General features: G+C 42.2%; 20 protein-coding genes. 5 read left to right on the forward strand and 15 right to left on the reverse strand.

Features of this window, described 5'->3' with window-relative positions:
- Nucleotides 1-424 precede the first annotated feature (424 nt).
- Nucleotides 425-2,110 carry a PAS domain S-box protein gene (locus tag DK846_RS13370; protein ID WP_146201230.1) on the forward strand — a complete coding sequence of 562 codons (1,686 nt, stop codon included), beginning with the start codon at nucleotides 425-427 and terminating at the stop codon, nucleotides 2,108-2,110.
- A 712-nt stretch (nucleotides 2,111-2,822) separates the two neighbouring features.
- Nucleotides 2,823-3,404: a TlpA family protein disulfide reductase gene (locus DK846_RS13375; RefSeq protein ID WP_109969462.1), complete on the forward strand. Its 582-nt coding sequence runs from the start codon at nucleotides 2,823-2,825 to the stop codon at nucleotides 3,402-3,404.
- Between the two features lie 99 nt (nucleotides 3,405-3,503).
- Here DK846_RS13375 and DK846_RS13380 read toward each other — a convergent pair whose 3' ends face one another.
- From DK846_RS13380 to DK846_RS17760, 8 genes are all read right to left on the reverse strand, one after another.
- Nucleotides 3,504-3,776 carry a ubiquitin-like small modifier protein 1 gene (locus DK846_RS13380; RefSeq protein WP_109969463.1) on the reverse strand — a complete coding sequence of 91 codons (273 nt, stop codon included), beginning with the start codon at nucleotides 3,774-3,776 and terminating at the stop codon, nucleotides 3,504-3,506.
- Between the two features lie 27 nt (nucleotides 3,777-3,803).
- The gene (locus DK846_RS13385) at nucleotides 3,804-4,541 is read right to left on the reverse strand and encodes a HesA/MoeB/ThiF family protein (RefSeq protein ID WP_109969464.1); all 738 of its coding nucleotides are present in this window, start codon (nucleotides 4,539-4,541) and stop codon (nucleotides 3,804-3,806) included.
- A 72-nt stretch (nucleotides 4,542-4,613) separates the two neighbouring features.
- A complete protein-coding gene (locus tag DK846_RS13390) occupies nucleotides 4,614-5,564 on the reverse strand; it encodes an ABC transporter substrate-binding protein (protein WP_109969465.1) in 951 nt (316 codons plus the stop codon).
- 9 nt (nucleotides 5,565-5,573) lie between these two features.
- On the reverse strand, nucleotides 5,574-6,188 hold the full coding sequence (locus tag DK846_RS13395; RefSeq protein ID WP_109969466.1) for a (Fe-S)-binding protein: 615 nt from the start codon (nucleotides 6,186-6,188) through the stop codon (nucleotides 5,574-5,576).
- A gap of 5 nt (nucleotides 6,189-6,193) precedes the next feature.
- Nucleotides 6,194-6,901 carry a GTP-binding protein gene (locus DK846_RS13400; RefSeq protein WP_109969467.1) on the reverse strand — a complete coding sequence of 236 codons (708 nt, stop codon included), beginning with the start codon at nucleotides 6,899-6,901 and terminating at the stop codon, nucleotides 6,194-6,196.
- Nucleotides 6,898-7,701, reverse strand: a complete 804-nt coding sequence (locus tag DK846_RS13405; RefSeq protein WP_109969468.1) for an ATP-binding cassette domain-containing protein — start codon at nucleotides 7,699-7,701, stop codon at nucleotides 6,898-6,900. The genes DK846_RS13400 and DK846_RS13405 overlap by 4 nt, the downstream gene beginning before the upstream one ends.
- Before the next feature lie 183 nt (nucleotides 7,702-7,884).
- Nucleotides 7,885-8,697 carry a sulfite exporter TauE/SafE family protein gene (locus DK846_RS13410; RefSeq protein ID WP_109969469.1) on the reverse strand — a complete coding sequence of 271 codons (813 nt, stop codon included), beginning with the start codon at nucleotides 8,695-8,697 and terminating at the stop codon, nucleotides 7,885-7,887.
- A gap of 254 nt (nucleotides 8,698-8,951) precedes the next feature.
- Nucleotides 8,952-9,092, reverse strand: coding sequence for a hypothetical protein (locus tag DK846_RS17760; protein ID WP_181391785.1), 141 nt, complete (start codon nucleotides 9,090-9,092; stop codon nucleotides 8,952-8,954).
- A gap of 182 nt (nucleotides 9,093-9,274) precedes the next feature.
- Here DK846_RS17760 and DK846_RS13420 point away from each other — a divergent pair, with 182 nt between their 5' ends.
- Nucleotides 9,275-10,543: a response regulator gene (locus DK846_RS13420; RefSeq protein ID WP_109969471.1), complete on the forward strand. Its 1,269-nt coding sequence runs from the start codon at nucleotides 9,275-9,277 to the stop codon at nucleotides 10,541-10,543.
- An 11-nt stretch (nucleotides 10,544-10,554) separates the two neighbouring features.
- Here the strand turns inward: DK846_RS13420 and DK846_RS13425 are convergent, their stop codons facing one another.
- The 7 genes from DK846_RS13425 to DK846_RS13455 form a co-directional block, all read right to left on the reverse strand.
- Nucleotides 10,555-10,857, reverse strand: a complete 303-nt coding sequence (locus DK846_RS13425; protein WP_109969472.1) for a two-CW domain-containing protein — start codon at nucleotides 10,855-10,857, stop codon at nucleotides 10,555-10,557.
- A 166-nt stretch (nucleotides 10,858-11,023) separates the two neighbouring features.
- Nucleotides 11,024-11,332: a two-CW domain-containing protein gene (locus DK846_RS13430; protein ID WP_109969473.1), complete on the reverse strand. Its 309-nt coding sequence runs from the start codon at nucleotides 11,330-11,332 to the stop codon at nucleotides 11,024-11,026.
- A gap of 253 nt (nucleotides 11,333-11,585) precedes the next feature.
- Nucleotides 11,586-11,777, reverse strand: a complete 192-nt coding sequence (locus DK846_RS13435; RefSeq protein WP_245926557.1) for a MarR family transcriptional regulator — start codon at nucleotides 11,775-11,777, stop codon at nucleotides 11,586-11,588.
- Between the two features lie 167 nt (nucleotides 11,778-11,944).
- A complete protein-coding gene (locus DK846_RS17765; RefSeq protein WP_181391786.1) occupies nucleotides 11,945-12,115 on the reverse strand; it encodes a hypothetical protein in 171 nt (56 codons plus the stop codon).
- 141 nt (nucleotides 12,116-12,256) lie between these two features.
- Entirely contained in the window at nucleotides 12,257-13,258 is a 1,002-nt protein-coding gene (locus DK846_RS13445; protein WP_245926558.1) for a radical SAM protein, read from the reverse strand.
- A gap of 123 nt (nucleotides 13,259-13,381) precedes the next feature.
- Nucleotides 13,382-13,669, reverse strand: coding sequence for a DUF1894 domain-containing protein (locus DK846_RS13450; protein ID WP_109969476.1), 288 nt, complete (start codon nucleotides 13,667-13,669; stop codon nucleotides 13,382-13,384).
- Nucleotides 13,648-14,124, reverse strand: coding sequence for a DUF1890 domain-containing protein (locus DK846_RS13455; RefSeq protein WP_109969477.1), 477 nt, complete (start codon nucleotides 14,122-14,124; stop codon nucleotides 13,648-13,650). The genes DK846_RS13450 and DK846_RS13455 overlap by 22 nt, the downstream gene beginning before the upstream one ends.
- A 267-nt stretch (nucleotides 14,125-14,391) precedes the next feature.
- On the opposite strand from DK846_RS13455, the gene DK846_RS13460 reads away from it, so the two are divergent.
- Nucleotides 14,392-15,465: an ABC transporter substrate-binding protein gene (locus DK846_RS13460; protein ID WP_245926559.1), complete on the forward strand. Its 1,074-nt coding sequence runs from the start codon at nucleotides 14,392-14,394 to the stop codon at nucleotides 15,463-15,465.
- Nucleotides 15,466-15,640: 175 nt separating this feature from the next.
- Nucleotides 15,641-17,035, forward strand: a complete 1,395-nt coding sequence (locus tag DK846_RS13465; RefSeq protein ID WP_109969478.1) for a SpoIIE family protein phosphatase — start codon at nucleotides 15,641-15,643, stop codon at nucleotides 17,033-17,035.
- Nucleotides 17,036-17,040 lie beyond the last annotated feature (5 nt).

Genomic DNA, 17,040 nt, shown 5'->3' on the forward strand with positions numbered 1-17,040 from the left:
CCACTATGAATACAAAGGCTGATGACGAAAAAAAAAGATTCTCGATGTATTAAAAGAAGATCGTATTTCTCTATCAATATCAGCAATTGCACGTTTTACCGGAATTAACCGTCATACTGTTGCCCGTCATTTAGACCTGCTTGAACTACTGGGAAAGGTAAGAAAGATAGAGAAGGGAACTGCGAAAAAATACTTATTAGTAAAGAATATCCCTGTATTCGGATTGATTGACATCAGCACTGATCTCATCATAATCTTAAATTCTAACTTAGTGGTCCAATATCTCAACGCAGCAGCATGCACATACTTTTCTGTATCGTTGAACAATTGCATAGGTGCCAATGTACATACATTAAAATTTTCATTATTATCAAAAAATGAAGTAACCAGAGTATTAAGTTTTTTTTCATTTGATACATCAGAGATGGTTGTTGTTCAGGATTCCAACAATTTCTGGTTTGAGATTACAATTCTTCGATTCTCTCTCCTTCATGCATCTAATCAGATAGCGATTATCTGTAAAAATATCACTGAAAAAAGAATCTCTGAAGAAGAATTGAGAATAACCCAGGAAAAATACGTCCATGCATTTCATGAATCTCCTAATGGCATAATAATGAGCGATTTAGAAACCGGTGAAATATTAGAAGTAAATATGTCATATTGTAATCTAATCGGGTATTCATCCACTGACTTAATAAGAAAGACTACAGTGGAATTAGGACTTTTACAATCACATACATTTCGCAAATCCATCATTCGAAATATCATAGAAAGCGGATTAAATCGATATAATTATGAACTGAAAATTGACAACCCAACCGGACGAATAATTGATGTATCCTGTTTTTCAAGCATTATTCACATGCAAAAGCGAAACTGCATGCTTACAGTAATTCGGGATATTACTGAACAAAAGCAGGCAGCAGAGAGAATACGTAAAACTGATGAATTATATCACCTGGTTGCCGATAACACCATGGATATTATCTGGCTCATGAATCCAATATCATTTTCATTGTCTTTCATTAGTCCCTCTGTCAACCGTTTACTAGGATGGACATCTGAACAGGTATTACAGATGAATATTCGGGATCTTATTACGCAATCAACATACATGAGGATGATAGTAAAGGTCCGGCGTTATATAAAAGGTCACAACGAAGGAAAGTTTCCTGACTTTTTTAGAGTTCGAATTTACTTTAAAAATTCTGATGGACTTATTGTGCCAACTGAGACCCTTATTTCATTTATTAAAGATAAAGCCGGTGAAATTACCCAATTGTTAGGAGAGTCCAGGGATATTTCATACCGGCTTAAGATCGAAGAACAACTCAGACGATATAAACGGTATTATCATCTATTTGCAGATTCGACTTCAGATCTGGTATGGGTCATGGATCCTTCAACACGATTATTGAAATATATGAGCCCGTCATCCATATCCATGCTCGGATGGGAACCTTCTGAATTCTGTGAAAAACCAATTGAAGAATTTGTTTCCCATGAGATGCGTGAGGTTCTCATTTCCAGTTGTCAAAAACATTATCAGGAATTTCTCGACACAAATACGAGCAGGCAGTATATATGTGAATTACAAGTATTATCCAAATCCGGTAATGTTGTCTGGAACGAAATTATTTCTCATTATTACCGGAATGAAGAGACCGGGGCTATTGAGGTAATAGGGACATCACGAGATATCAATGAAAAGAAACGTTTGGGTATCAGGATAAGAGATCTTGAAGGAAATTTCAGGTTAATCTTTGACAATTTAAAACATATTATCTGGACGTTAGATTATCAATCCCGGGTAATTACATATGTAAGCCCTTTGCTATCTGGTTTTCTGGGGTATCAGCCAGACGAAATTACAGGCTATTCTTTATCTGATATTCATCCCAATATTCTCGAAAAAATTGGTCTAAATATTCTTATAAGACAGATTACTGAATACGAACTTGGAGATGAAACTGCTAAGTATCGGGAGACAACGTTTTTTTATAATCACCCAGACGGAAGCATAATGCCAAGAGAAATTATCACTGCACTCATCTTGATATCAGAGCAGAGACCGGTTCAAGCCGTCGGGATTCTTAAATCTGTGTAGAATCAAAAAATGTTTGAGAAAATGTAACTGAGTTCCATTTAAATATATAAAAAACCGTTAATTGAATCAAAAGACGTTTTCCAGTCATTTTTTTCTCGTTTCTAAATAGTCGTGATCGTTAGTTTTAATAGCAGGATGAATTGCCCATAGATTTGATTCCGGCCCAATGATCAAAGAATATCGATTCAATTTGATCATCTCTTGAGAAAAGAGAATAATTAATCGATCATTTTTTATTAAACCATGTATACCTGACCAAGTTGCTAAATAATCAATCCGGATTATCAGGACGATATTGCCGAAATATTCGAATATATATTCCCGGAAAAGTAACTCTAGTATGTAACAGGTGAAGTGCCTGTAACAAAAGCCAGAATGGCAGAGAGGCTATGCAGCTGACTGCAGATCAGCATAGCCCGGTTCAATTCCGGGTTCTGGCTCTGAAATATCAACTACCATTACCGCTATTTCCAAGTTCTGATCTTTGAATATCAAAAACATTATCGCGATTTTTTAGATCTTACCCAAACATCATCACTATCATCGCTACCCCGGGATACGACACAAAATAACCATAAGAAGAAGAACCTCATCATAGTTGAGAAAATATTTCGCCTCACACTCGTCAAATTGAACTTGTTTTCTATCGTAACTCATGAATAAGGAGTAAACATTCAACAAGCTATTATCCTCAAAATTACGAACTCTGTATATGCAACGAGTAGATACCCGGATTCTGATCCTGATACTCTGTCTTATGGCAGTCATATTATCAGCCGGCTGCACAAATCCTGACACCGGGAACCAGACAACTTCAAAAACAACAACACCATCTACTCATGTAGCCCAATCAGGTAATGAGTCATCATGGATGACCGTGCCAATAACTGATGTGATGACTGGAAAGCAGACAACCATTGAAGAACTGGCAGAAGAAGGGAAACCGGTAATAATTCATTCATTTGCAGTCTGGTGTCCGGCCTGTTCAATACAACTCCGTGAAACTGCAAAACTCCTCAAAGAAAACCCGGGAGCATACACAGTTCTTGGAATAGATCTTGATTCACGTGAAAATACTAATATGATCAAGAGTCACATTGAGAAAAACCAGTTTGTTGGAATGTACATTGCTGCTCCTATTGAACTAACAAAGGGCTTAGTCCAGACAGTAGGACCAAAAGTTGTACAGTCACTTCCACAGACTCTGATAATATGCAATAAAAAAATCACGTATGTGGGAGATGGTGCATTCCCTGAAGAAAAACTCAAATTAATCCTGTCAGAACTCTGTTAATACACAAAAAAATAAAAATCCGGAAACATCCGGAACCTTTTTGCCTCGGCCTGATACACGAAATTATTCTGTCAGATATCGATAAAACTTCAAACAAACCTATCCACCCGATACGGGGGGAAAGAGTTTTATTTCATCACCATCATGAACCGGTGTTGAAAGACCATCAAGATCTTTAAACCCTGTCCCATTCACCAGGATATTCACGTACCGCTTCAATTCTCCATCCTGAAACAGAAGGGCAGAAAGACCCGGATACCGACTCGTCAATTCAGTTATAATATCCTGTACAGTCTTGACATTGTCAAGTTCAACGTCTTTTACACCGGCTGTTTCCCGGTAATTTGCAAACAGAATTACTTTAAGAGTCATAATTATCGCCTATGTATCTTCTCTTATCTATTTCAGATGTGAGCATGCAGGGCAGTGGGGATTTCGGACGATTGGAATTTCATGAAATTCCAGGTACTCTCCATCATATATCACCATACGGTTTAAAGCGAGTTGACCCACTCCAGTAATGGCCTTGATAGCTTCAGTCACCTGCAGCGTTCCAAGCACACCTGGCGTTGCTCCTAGTACCGGAAAGACTTCTTTTGGAGGAGCTTCGGGTACAAGACATTCAAGACACGGGGTTTTTCCAGGAATAATTGTTGTTAGCCGGCCTTCCAGACCCCAAACAGAAGCATGGATAAAGGGAATATTGTGATGAATTGCTGCTTTATTGAGAAGATACCTGGTTGGATAGTTATCTAGGGCATCAATGATGATATCAGCGCCCTTCGTGATATCCAGGTAATTATCCTCATCTATCTTCTCCTGAAGAGCTGTTACTTTAAGAGAGGGATTAATGCCTGCAAGTTTTACACTGGCGCTCTTGACTTTATACTGGTCAACATTCTCATCCCAGTGTAATATCTGGCGGTTCAGGTTAGACAGGTCAACAACATCCATGTCCACAATCACAAGATGACCAACTCCTGCTACTGCAAGATACGTTGCAACCGGACTTCCAAGCCCGCCACATCCTGCAATAAACACAGTGGCATCTTTCAGTTTCTCCTGCCCGGCATCACCAAATCCACGAATCAGAATTTGGCGATTATATCGCTTTTGATCGTACGGTGTCAATGTCATACAAACAAGTCAGTACTATGAGTTCCGTGATGATCCATAAAATCCCGGTGATCCGGGCAAATGTTGACATCATCACCACCTCTGATATTCATAAATTCCGTCCCGATAATGGTGCCCTGCCAGATGAATCGCATTCACCGCTGTCAGATCAAAGATCTCATCCGGAGAGATGCAATGTTCAGTTGAGCCAAGGGTATAGAGTGTGTGAGAAAACTCATCTGTAGAGTTGAGATATTCCAAAGGAAGGGCAGCACAATAATGCGGAGATATCCTATATGCTTCTTCTACAAAGGCTTTATCAACAAATCCACAGGTATCTGCAACAATTTTCGCACATTCCCCTGGATTTTTGCGTATCATCTGGCATGCATCTTCATGTGCCCTTATAAATGCTGGAACAATGTTTCCCCGGCTTATCAGATCATCGGTTGCAACAATCCCATAACTTGGGTTGAACGGCCATATGTCCTCGGCAGGAACAACAATATGTGCAGAGCCATACCGTCGAGCTGCAACCGCAAGAGCAGGAGTTCCTGCTGCTGCTGCTATCTCCCCATCTTCAAGAGCATCATGAAGAAAATCAGCCCATGCATAATTTTTTACCTGGACTGTGTTTTTTCCATATCTGGAAAGAAGATTTCTCACAATGATATCATGGATAGAACCTTTTGGAGGGGTTCCGATGCATTTTCCTGCAAACTGATCGAGAAAACCATTCATGCCAGAAAATGAACTGAGAGGGAGTATAGAAGGACCCGCAATGATCACTGTGCCTTCAATATGACCTCCGGCAACGCATCGTGCCTGAAGTCCCCGGTCCAGACCTATAATAAAAGGAGGAAGACCAATATACGCAATATCAAGGTTTCCTTTCTCCATTGCTCTGATTATATCAGGGCCTGATGGAAAAAGAGTCCACTCGGCTTGAATCTGATTTTTTTCCAGCAGATCAGTGCCCATTAAAATGAAAGCCGTATGGTATACTGTTGAAAGATGACCAATACGGATTCGATGAAGTGTCATAAGAATATATCAGAGAATCCTGATATCCTCCACACGGACGTGAATACCGTCCTTTTTCTGAAGAACCATGTTCACAAGAGCCGTGTGTGCGAGATCGATCATACAATAACCAGGAAGGAAATACTGCCTGATTCCCAGAATCGGTGGTCGCTTTATCGGCTCTGCAATACCTTCAAAGGCATGGACATGGTATGCCTGAACATCATGTGGCTCTTCTGACCGAGCTGCCAGGGGACCAACTGTGTGACATTCAAGAACACCGGTTACCGGATTTGCAGACAGGACCCTGAGTGCATGATACAGCGGACAACCAGGACCTGCCGGCCTTCCGGTAATTAAATCTCCAGCCTTGATATCCCATTTCTCGACAAGGTCTGCTCTGAATGGCACCACAAATTTCCGTGCAGATGGTTCACCGGGAAAAGCCTTCAATACAAAATCATACTCTTTCCCTGTGACATCAACTCCGGAATAGGAGACTGTTCTGGCAGTATGTTCTGATGCAGTCACTGAATACGGGCAGTCTTCCTTTGATCGCTCACCAGTTATGAGAGCCTTTGAAAATTCGACACAAGTGGAGAAACCACATGCACCACAATCCCTGCCTGGAGGTTGCCAGACCATCTTGTTCAGTCACCCCGGTAGATAGGTTCTGCATTGTCAAGGGTTCTGATGATTCCAAAGTGATTTTTCCATCCAATCTCTTTCTTACCGATGCAGACTGTACAGACTCCAAGTGGCGAAGTTCCACGGAGTGTAACAGTTCCCGCATCCTCGACATCAGGGAATGATCTGATCTTGTTTATCAGGAACCGCAGACCTGATCCCTGCAGTGCATTTGTCTCAATTATCTCAATTTCTGGAGAAGCAGAGAGAATACCCTCACGGTACACTTCCTTTTCAGCCTGTGAAACAAGATCAACTTTGGTGACTACCGCAACATCAGCAAGAGCAATCATCGGAGCCATCTTGAGTGGTGCCTTGCTTCCTGATACTGCCGAGAGAACCACTACACCAAATGACTGGGTAGTATATGGTGTGCAACGCAGGCACAGTCCTGCACTCTCGACAATTAACAGGTCTGACTCCACAGCCACAGCCCAGGCAAGGGCATCGGCAAGCACGAGGATACCCATGTGATCAGGACAGACATCCCCAGAGTAGGTTTTACGGGTTGGAATGCCAAACTCTTCCCGGAGTTCTTCATCCTCAAAAGCTCTCACAACATCAATCTTCAGGTATGACGGCTTGAATTCTCCAGAGAGTTCCTTTATAACCTGCCTGATAACTGCAGTTTTTCCAACGCTCGGTGGTCCTGCGACAATAAGAAGTTTCATGCTGTCACCTTTGCTTTTGAAACGATCACCGGTGAATCAGAAAACCGCTCTCCGTTCCTGAGTTTTTCTCTGATATCAGAGACATATTGATCAATATCTGAAAGATTTCTGACAAGAGCCTGTTCGGATCCTGCCGGGTAAATAACCTCACGAACTGCCCCATTTTGCATGACAATTCTCCGGTCAGTGCTCAGAGCAAGCAGAGGATCATGTGTAACCAGGATTACAGCACGACGATGTTCTTTGATCCGGCTGATAACCCGTTCCTTGGCAATACCTGCATTCTCAACTTCGTCCAGAAGAAGAATGGGAGCGTCACCAATACGAATGGCATCTGCGATAAAGAGCGAACGGGTCTGACCTCCTGACAGGGCCGTCATTCGGTACTGCGGGAGAATCTTCTCACCGGTGAACTCATTTGCAAGTTCAATGGTTTCAAGAAGAACTGACTGATCTGCAATTCCCCTGGCCTTCATGTGAACAGCGAGAAAATCGACAACTTTCAGATCTGCTATACACCGGTTATTCTGAGTAATCATAACAATCGGCTTTTTTGCAGGATTTCGAACCATCTCTTCCGGTGGTTCAGCACCATTAATTCTGATAGTTCTTCGGGTGACTGTATCTCCCTGCGCCAGGACTTCAATGTCATTAATGAAAGCGGATTTGCCCGATCCGGTTGATCCAACAATGGATACAGAGTCACCAGGCTGAATATCAATCCGGTCAAAAAATTCCTCCTGGCCATCTCTGCTCCGGCCTGGCAGGATTGTGATGATATAATTCTGGAGAGATTCCATGAAGTACCGTCTATGTCCATAGATATAAGAGAAGAGAAAGTGGCAATAAAATTATCCCATTAAGGAAGATATATACAATAAATTTATCCTATTGAGAAAAATATTGTGGCAATTTGATTATTGTCAGACGTTAGGTAATGCAGGCTGGCAATCTGCAACTATCAGAAAAATAGGTTTGAAAATTTAAACGGGAGTCACAGCCTTGACTATCATTATCAGGGCCATTAGTCCCACCGAGACACCTAGCATCCATCTGATCGTCACGGGGGAAAAATAGGGAGATAACCTAACACCGATTGCGGCACCTAAAAAGACTCCAATTGCAGTACTAAAGAGAAAAGGAAGACTCACGTGACCAAGACAAAGACTGGTTGCAGCAGCTCCTGATGAGGTTATTATGATAGATGCAAGGGAGATGATGACCGCCTCATGGATCTGAATTTTTCTGGTAATCAGTGCAGGAACGAAGATTATCCCTCCTGAAATCCCGGTTAAACCACTAACCAGTCCCCCAAGACATCCAATAGAATACAGAAAGCGATTTGTGATACACTTCTTTCGAACATTTTTTTCTGATTCCTGATGCCGATTACTTGACAAAATCTTCAACCAGACATATGTACCTTCATTCCAGAGCGTAAGTCTGAATGCCATGATCAGAAGAAATAACCCAAATATACCAGTTAATGCCCATCCTTGTAAAAATTGAACACTATATGAACTCAAAATAGATGCCGGAAGAGAAAATATAATTATTCGAAAAATGATTGAAAGATGCTCCTTTACTTTATCAAACTGAAAAAGAGTTGCAGATAGTGTGGTACATATTGTAGCTGTAATACTAGTTCCAACAGCGATTTCTGGAGTAAGGCTAAAAACCAGCGTATACATCGGAACGAGGATAAACCCGCCACCAAGACCGATGAGTACAGATAGAATTCCCACAAATAGTGACCCGATTCCAGCAAGAATAAGATCTGGTGAAAGATATATCATGGCACCAAGGGTTTTTAACAGGAATTATTACTGATTTTAAACGAATGGACTTTTTTTTAAACCGGAAGAGAAGGATAACTCCATCCGGCTTATAATGCAAAGGCGACTGATCCGAGGTAACGCAACGGCATAGATACATCCAGAGCCGATATCTGCGATGTTCAGATACGACCAGTTGAATATTGATAATCCCGGGGTCCAGTCCGGGATCATCCCTTAGAGGTGTGATGTTCTGTGATGAGTGAAAACGTCTTTCAGTGGTGACAGTAATCTCCTCTGATAAGTTCCCACGGGTAGATATATGCAATCATGTTATCTCCTGCATCCAGGAATGATTCAGGAGAATCACGGGCAGATAGCGTATATGCTCCCGCTCTGGATTTGACATAATTCATGAAATCTCTCCTGTGATTCACGATTGTGAACACATCATATTGATCCTTCCCAAACATAATATGCATTGTATCGGCAGTTCTTACCATGGATCCAGTTCCATCTGCCGTTTGTGATAGATTAATTCAATATCCAGTGAAATTTATCGCCGCATAAATACTTTAAGTGGAGTTGTACCAGAGTTATGATCTCTATCCTGCTCGTAGATGATGAACCCGTTCTGTTAGATCTAGGATCCTTCTACCTGACACAGCGTGAGCATTTTACCGTTGATACCGCATCAAATGGAAAAGAAGCCCTGGAACGGTTGGAAAAACGGCCATACCAGATCGTAGTATCGGATTACGACATGCCATACATGAACGGTATCGAACTGCTCAGGGAAGTAAAGCAACGGTCACCAAACCAGCCATTTATTATCTTTACCGGAAAGGGAAGGGAAGAGATAGTAATCGAAGCCCTGAATCTTGGTGCAGATTTTTATCTCCAAAAAGGGGGAGATGCAAAGGCTCAGTATACTGAACTTGCACACAAATGTCGAAGGGCAATCGAACGAAGACAGGCACAGGACCAGATACGACACCTTGCAAGGTTGTATTCGCTCCTTTCACGAGTCAATAAAGCAGTATACCAGATCAGATCACGTGATGATCTCATAAAGGAAGTCAGTCATATTGCTATTGATCAGGGAGGATTTAAGGCAGCATCTGTTTGTATGCTCCATCCCATATCCAACCTGCCCGAAATTGTTGCTTACGATACTTCACCGGAGATCCTGGGGAAGACAACAGAACCCTTCATAAGCCCGGACTCTGTTCCAACTCTGCATACTCTTAAAGAAGACCGATTTCATGTCTGTTCAGACAACAGACGTTATCCACATGAAGAACCGTATGGCCGTGCTCTTTGTGCAACAGGGTTTCTCACCAGTGCGTCATTTCCGCTCAGAGTTAGTGATGGATTAATCGGAGCACTCACACTGCATTCTGATGAGGCTGACTTTTTTAGTGAAGAAGAGGTGCTCCTCATGATGGAAATTACAGAAAGTCTATCACTGGCATTTGAACTCATGGCACAGGAACAGGAAAAAGAACAGGTTGCAGATAGACTGAACATGATGCTCAGTGCTATAGAGAGTGATAATGATGCATTCTTCATAATCGATACTAAGGGAACTATCCAATATGCAAATCATGCAGCACGACTGATTGTATCAGATGAGTGCAAAGATTTCAAATCACACCAATACAATATCTCCAGTACCGGTCTCTTGATTTCCAGGGAGGTTTCTCAGTTGGAACACCAGGTACCGGAAGATATCATGACAAAACATGATACTGAATCATATAATCCTGGAAAGACAAAACCGGTGCATCCAAGCCTTTCGGTAAGATCATTTGATCATGACAACTGTCGATATTTCCTTGTTCATGTGAAAAAGGAGACAAATTAAGGGTTTTTAAGTTACTTCTTTTCAATTAATGCCAGAATATGACCAGCAGTCTTAAAATTCGGTCGTTCTTCTTTTTGTACAATCTGGTAAAATTCACAATTCAGACAGTTACCAAGTTTTTGAGCATGGGTACCCTGTACCTTCCCCCCACATAACGTTCCGGTGATTGCCCAGCACGCTCGACCTCCTTGTGAACCACTGTTCACTCCATCAACCCGCGACTCAACAGTAGCAGGACAAACACCTAGTTCTTTAACCTTCGCGCCCCCAGGCTGACGACCACATTTCTTAAATTCCCAACAATTTATTTTCATCCAGAATTCCTCAGTGAAATACCACGTAGATCATAACTTAATTTAGGGACAGTATCATGACAGAGATGAGAAACCATACAATTGAAAACCAGTAGATTCTACGTACATGTATCGGGGTAGAATTACTTTAGGATATTTATGAAAAAAAGTGGCTTATCTTGTCATCCTATTCTTCATCTCTAATGAGGGATAGAATATAGCCGGCAGTCTTAAAATTCGGTCTCTCTTCTTTTTGTACAATCTGGTAGAAATCGCAATTCAGACAGTTACCCATTTTGGATGCATGGGTGCCCTGTACCTTCCCCCCACAAAACGTTCCTGTAATTGCCCAACAGGAGCGGCCACCGTTTAATCCGCCGTTAACCCTGTCAGTACGTGATTCCACCGCAGCAGGGCATACACCAAGATCCTTAACTTTCTCTCCGCCGGGCTGACGACCACACTTCTTAAATTCCCAACAGTTTTGTTTACTCATAACTCTGTCCTGATACTTTCATCGTACCATTATTATGCTTCCATTCCGGCATGAAGTGGATAAAATCCGGGCGGATTGAAGACACGTGTAATCTATTATAGAAACACATGACGTGAAAAGATCTGGGATGCGGCAAAACCCGCTGTAATCTTCTTATCCCTTTAATAATTGCTATCACAGGTACAAATTGACTAAAAATAATCCAAATAATATCGCGAAACATGGGGGATGAGGGGCAACCCCTCAATCTTTTTCACCCCATGATCACCGGACGGACGAGATCCGCAATACTGTAAAGACTCTGCCTGGCGTCTATGTAACTGAGACGCTCTTTGAGCAAAGCATTGGTTTTCAGACGCCTGATTGCATAACGCACTGTCCGCGGAGGCAGTCTGGTTTTTTCGATAATGTCTTTCTGGGTGAGAGGCTCACCCGTCTCAAGCACCTTAAACACCAGTTTTGCTGATGGAGGCAGGCGCTCGATTGTTATCTCGTCATAGTCTTCTGCCTCAGTAGAGGCAAAAACGATCCCTTCTCGTCATAGTGACTATACATATGTTATATCCGGAGCTAGATAAATGTTCACAATTGTGAATATGCGATAATGATGCCTTACGCCTCGTACCCCAGATAACTTCCTACGTCCCCAGGACGCTTAAACTCGGAAAAGTCTTCCTTTTCAAGATTGTTTGTTATACTATTATCTTCATATCCCGGAGGAATCAGCAGGTCTATCTGTTCAAATGACTGGAAAGAACGCGGACGGATTCTCCTAAATGGCATGTAAGATATACCCTCCAGTGCACCATTTACAAAATGACTGCGAGAAACAGAAACCATTCATCTGAAACAGATTTGAGTGAGAAAAGAAATAGAGATCTTGTTTATGGTTATTATTACCCATATCTGTGAGAGTTCCCATCATTAGAGATCAAGGTCAGGAATGAGATCGCATCCTGTACATGGAAGACACATAGTCCTCGAATGAAGGGGAGAAAGCCCGTGAGCCCCGAGAATCTTCTTGGAAGAAAGGGCCAGGTGATGCAGACGTTCTGCAGTAGGCCGGGCCGCTCCTGGAAGGGGATAATCAGGATTTACTGATATCGCTCTGAGCACAGGGATTACTCCAATTGCGGCGAGAGTCTCAACTCCTGAAAGTACTGTTTCATCAGATTCTCCAAGCCCGATAATCATATTAGAACTAACACGGTTTTTTCCAAAGAGCGGGGCAGCATGTTTGAGCTCTTTGATCACCTGATCAAGTTTAAGATCAGGGCAATAGCGGGAGAAGAGATCGCGGTCCATCGTCTCAACATTAAATTTTACCTCATGAGCACCAGCAGCATAAAGTAGATCAGAACTTCCTGATGTCGGATATACAGAAACCCCAATCGGCACATCGTATTCTCTGACAAGATCTTCCACAAGGGCAGTCATCCGATCAAGTTCTTTCTCAGGTGTTTCGGTAACACCACCTGTGAGTGAGATCGCATGAAGATCGCCAGAGAGGTATACCTGGTCAATCATGGAGAGAACCCGTTCCGGACTTTTTACGGGACCATTCAAGCGAGGAACCGGACAAAATGCACAATGATAGGTACACTGCTCTGAAACCGTTATGTATGCCTGCTTCGGACAATGAAACCCAACTGGTTCCAGGCTACCTTCTGCCAAAATCTCTCCATTTCTTTCAATAACAACACCATCTTTCTCTTTCCTTATATGAAGTGGGCTATCATTGCGAATAGAGAGTCTGACTCTTCGTTTCCCGTCAGTGAAAAAGACAGATCTGCCGCCTGCTCCAGGACCTGCTGTTGATCTCCCTACATATTCTTCAGTCTGGAGATCTGTATCAACGGTAGCATGACCAACACTGATAAGCACTGCCTTATCCCGGGAAGTTAATTCGATTGTAATATATATCACACCTCAAATCTGGAATCTTAAAATAATCCGGCCCTGTTGGGTACATTTAATATGTGTAACACTCTGGTCAGAAGAGAGAACCGATACAGGCAATCAATGCCGCATCGGTAAGATTCTAAAAAATTACTTCGTATATGGCTTTGCAAAAGAGGAAAGCCGTGCTGCTTCAACGGGATCTTCAATTTTTAGAACAAATGTTCCATGACATGGTTTCACATATGGAAATACAACAATAGTCCCATCTGTTCCAATTACAATCGGAGGAGGTCCAATTATACCCTCACCAAACAATTTCGTCCCAGGTTCAATGAGATACACACGTGGACACGTTTTGGATATCAACTCACGACATTCTTTAAAGGTAAGACCCTTCGCAAGAACTTCTGATTTTAGTTCTTCGATACAGCCCATCCTAACACCTCACTCATCTTCTTTTTCAGGGGCATCGGGTTATGAACAGCCACTTCCACGATAGTTTCACCCTCATACTCGACCAATTTTGCAATTTCTTCAGCAGATCTTCCAAAGACGATGGTAATAAATCGGGCTTCAGGGAGCAGATATCTCATAGTGGCAGCATATGATATTCCGGCATCACTATGAGCAAATGCCAGACAGAGATCGTATTTCTCACCCTTGTCTGTAATATCTTCTACAGCCTTCTCCAAAGTAGTCATAGCGGAAATATAGTGTTTTTCGGGATCCGATGTCATTAATAGTTTCATGACTGCCGGGTTTCCTGCAATAAGACAAGAATACCCATTTTTCCGCAGTTGGTATGCAGTAAAGACAGCAAGAGAATTTTGAACCGGGACCTCAGGGCAACCAAGTACGATCAGTGCCTTTTTCTCTTCTATTTCGCCCATAGTAATCGCAATTATCAGAAGGAGATTTCAGAATTTAAGTGATACCCTTACCCTGGAACACACCTTCAGATTATGCCATGATATCTTGATGGCATACAGGTTCTCAATTGTGAACGCGGATGAAACAAATCACAATCAAATCGGACAAACAAAAGCAAATTTTCTATTTTAGTCAACTTATAGGCATTATAATTATACAATAAGAGCATAAAAGTTGCCTCAATAATACGGATTATTGCACCACTCATGGAATATGATCCCTAGAACATGCGACAAGTGAAAAACGTTACCAAGGCAACATCGTGGGTAGTGCTTGTATTCAGTCTCGCACTCCTCATGGTTGCTCTGCCAGTAGTCGCTGAAGATTCGAAACAAAAGATGTTGCTAACATCGGGTATCAACCAAGCACCCATCACCTCGCATTTACAACTGCGTACCAGAAGATACTATAATGAAACTCTCTCCCCCCTCGGAGTAAAGGAAGTTAAGGCATATAGTTTCCCAACCGGGGCACCTGAGATCCAGGCACTTCTGGCAGGAGACATCGACTTTGCATATGTCGGATCCGCACCGTTTGTAACTGGTGTCGCCAATGGGCTTAATGCAAAGATCATCGCTGCAGTAAACACTCAGGGATCTGATCTGGTTCTGAAAAAGGATCTTCCGTACACAACTCCCGCTGACCTTAAAGGACTAAAGATCGCGACATTCCCAGCAGGAACTATTCAGGACACAATCCTTGGTGACTGGCTCAAGAAGAATGGTCTCGATGCAGACAAGGATGTTGAGATCATTCCTCTCGGACTTGGAGATGCCATCACTGCATTCCTTGCCGGAAAAGTAGATGCAGCATTCCTGCCACAGCCATCACCAGTCACTATTGAAGATTCAGGTACAGGAAAGATCATGGTTCATTCTGGAGAAATGGAACAGGACCATGCATGCTGTGTCCTTGTAGCGACAGATGATGTCATCAAAAATCACCCAGAACTTGTAGAACAGGTCCTCAAAACTCATCTGAAAGCAACCGAGTTTAATGCCGCAAACAAAGAGGAAGCTGCAAAGCACCTGAGTGAACTGACCGGACTTAATACATCCATCATTCTCAAGTCCTTTGATGAATGGGATGGTCAATTTGTATCAGACCCGGCAAAGATTACTACGTCAGTGAAACCTTTGCAAAAATCCAGAAGGATCTCGGATACATCAAGAAGGATGTTTCTGATAAGGATCTCTTTGATACAAGTTTGTGGGGAAAAGTCAAGGCTTAATTCCAAAAACCCTTTCTTTTTTTACCACTCATTTATCATTTCTCATGGTATCAGGCCATTAGGTTGCTGATAGAACCATAGTACCATAGTTCAATAAAAACATCATGTTTTTTCAGAAAAAGACTTTGAATAGTTCATAATGTGACAAAAATACGTTCCAAAATATAGGTTCTAACCCATGAAAGAATCAAGAATACCAAGCCTAAATCCGAACATATTTACTTTCCCTTCTCCCATATGTCGATATGGATACTGCGATCCTTGTCGATTGCATAAAATTATTTGAGATGGTTTCTGTCGTCATGGTTATCGCTTATCTCTTTAGCAGAAGCCGTTTTTATCAGGAAATACTTGAACATCGCCCAACTATCTCAACACACATTATTCTCGCGCTCATTTTTGGTATCCTATCAATTTACGGAATGTCTAGTGGCATCAATTACTTTGGTGCAGTTGTAAATATTCGAGACCTGGGTCCCATTATCGGTGGTCTCTCATGTGGTCCTTTTGTAGGAATTGGTGCCGGTATCATCGGGACATGTTACCGGTTATCTGTCGGCGGACCGAATGTCTTTGGAGCCGCACTGGGACCAATTATTTCCGGAATCTGTGGCAGTGCAATCTTTATCCTCAATAAACGGGAGGTTCTTTCAACAAAATATGCAATTATTGCTACAATAGGAATTGAAGTTGGAGTATCACTCATCACATTATTAATACGAGCTCTCGGGGGCTCAACCTCGACCCTTCTGACAGTATTCATCAACGTAGCAGTTCCGATGATCTGTCTGACTTCAGTTGCAGCAGGAATATTTGCATTCATCATTCACAACCTGATCCAGGAAAGACAGGTTAAACTCGAAAAAGAGAAACTTGAGCAAGAGATAGCAAAAAAAGAAGCCGAACTCAGTATCGCTGCTGAAATACAGAAAAGTTTTCTCCCAGATTCTCTCCCATACTTTCCAAAATACGAGATGGCTGGAAAAAGCATTCCTGCAAAAGAAGTTGGGGGCGACTTTTTTGATTTTATGCCACTTGAACTGATCCCATTCTCAAAAAGTCAGATGGGTATTATGATTGCAGATGTTGCAGGGAAGGGAGTCCCTGCAGCATTATTCATGGCTCTCTCACGAATCGTTATCAGGATCAGTGCACTCTGGTTTAAAAACTGTGCTGAGGCCATTGCTTTTGCCAACCCGGTAATCACCCATGATTCAAAGACCGGGATGTTTGTAACCCTGTTCCTTGGCATCCTTGATAATGAGACGATGACTATGTCCTATGTTAATGCCGGGCACAACCCCCCTCTTGTATTCAGGACAGGTACCGAGAAGATTGAGGAGTTGAAACCGACGGGTATTGCAATTGGTGTTATTGAGGATATCGCCTTTGACCAGAAGTCAGTTCATCTGCAGAATGGTGATGTTGTTGTCCTGTATACAGACGGTGTAACCGAAGCGATTAACACGAATACAGAAGAATTCGGCGTCCCAAGACTTATCCAAACAATAAAAGACTCTGTCTCCCTTCCTTCCCAGGAAATGGTGGATACCATCGTCACAAGAGTCACAGAATTTTGTGGTGCTCAACCACAACATGATGATATCACCCTCCTTGTGATCAAGGTTCATGATTCATAGGGGTA

Source organism: Methanospirillum lacunae (assembly GCF_003173355.1).
Taxonomy (GTDB): Archaea; Halobacteriota; Methanomicrobia; order Methanomicrobiales; family Methanospirillaceae; genus Methanospirillum; species Methanospirillum lacunae.

Coding starts and splice junctions, on each gene's coding strand:
- DK846_RS13370 (WP_146201230.1), top strand. CDS start 425: ATGGTTGTTGTTCAGGATTCCAACAATTTCTGGTTTGAGATTACAATT.
- DK846_RS13375 (WP_109969462.1), top strand. CDS start 2,823: ATGCAACGAGTAGATACCCGGATTCTGATCCTGATACTCTGTCTTATG.
- DK846_RS13380 (WP_109969463.1), bottom strand. CDS start 3,776: ATGACTCTTAAAGTAATTCTGTTTGCAAATTACCGGGAAACAGCCGGT.
- DK846_RS13385 (WP_109969464.1), bottom strand. CDS start 4,541: ATGACATTGACACCGTACGATCAAAAGCGATATAATCGCCAAATTCTG.
- DK846_RS13390 (WP_109969465.1), bottom strand. CDS start 5,564: ATGACACTTCATCGAATCCGTATTGGTCATCTTTCAACAGTATACCAT.
- DK846_RS13395 (WP_109969466.1), bottom strand. CDS start 6,188: ATGGTCTGGCAACCTCCAGGCAGGGATTGTGGTGCATGTGGTTTCTCC.
- DK846_RS13400 (WP_109969467.1), bottom strand. CDS start 6,901: ATGAAACTTCTTATTGTCGCAGGACCACCGAGCGTTGGAAAAACTGCA.
- DK846_RS13405 (WP_109969468.1), bottom strand. CDS start 7,701: ATGGAATCTCTCCAGAATTATATCATCACAATCCTGCCAGGCCGGAGC.
- DK846_RS13410 (WP_109969469.1), bottom strand. CDS start 8,697: ATGATATATCTTTCACCAGATCTTATTCTTGCTGGAATCGGGTCACTA.
- DK846_RS17760 (WP_181391785.1), bottom strand. CDS start 9,092: ATGAATTATGTCAAATCCAGAGCGGGAGCATATACGCTATCTGCCCGT.
- DK846_RS13420 (WP_109969471.1), top strand. CDS start 9,275: ATGATCTCTATCCTGCTCGTAGATGATGAACCCGTTCTGTTAGATCTA.
- DK846_RS13425 (WP_109969472.1), bottom strand. CDS start 10,857: ATGAAAATAAATTGTTGGGAATTTAAGAAATGTGGTCGTCAGCCTGGG.
- DK846_RS13430 (WP_109969473.1), bottom strand. CDS start 11,332: ATGAGTAAACAAAACTGTTGGGAATTTAAGAAGTGTGGTCGTCAGCCC.
- DK846_RS17765 (WP_181391786.1), bottom strand. CDS start 12,115: ATGCCATTTAGGAGAATCCGTCCGCGTTCTTTCCAGTCATTTGAACAG.
- DK846_RS13450 (WP_109969476.1), bottom strand. CDS start 13,669: ATGGGCTGTATCGAAGAACTAAAATCAGAAGTTCTTGCGAAGGGTCTT.
- DK846_RS13455 (WP_109969477.1), bottom strand. CDS start 14,124: ATGGGCGAAATAGAAGAGAAAAAGGCACTGATCGTACTTGGTTGCCCT.
- DK846_RS13460 (WP_245926559.1), top strand. CDS start 14,392: ATGCGACAAGTGAAAAACGTTACCAAGGCAACATCGTGGGTAGTGCTT.
- DK846_RS13465 (WP_109969478.1), top strand. CDS start 15,641: ATGGATACTGCGATCCTTGTCGATTGCATAAAATTATTTGAGATGGTT.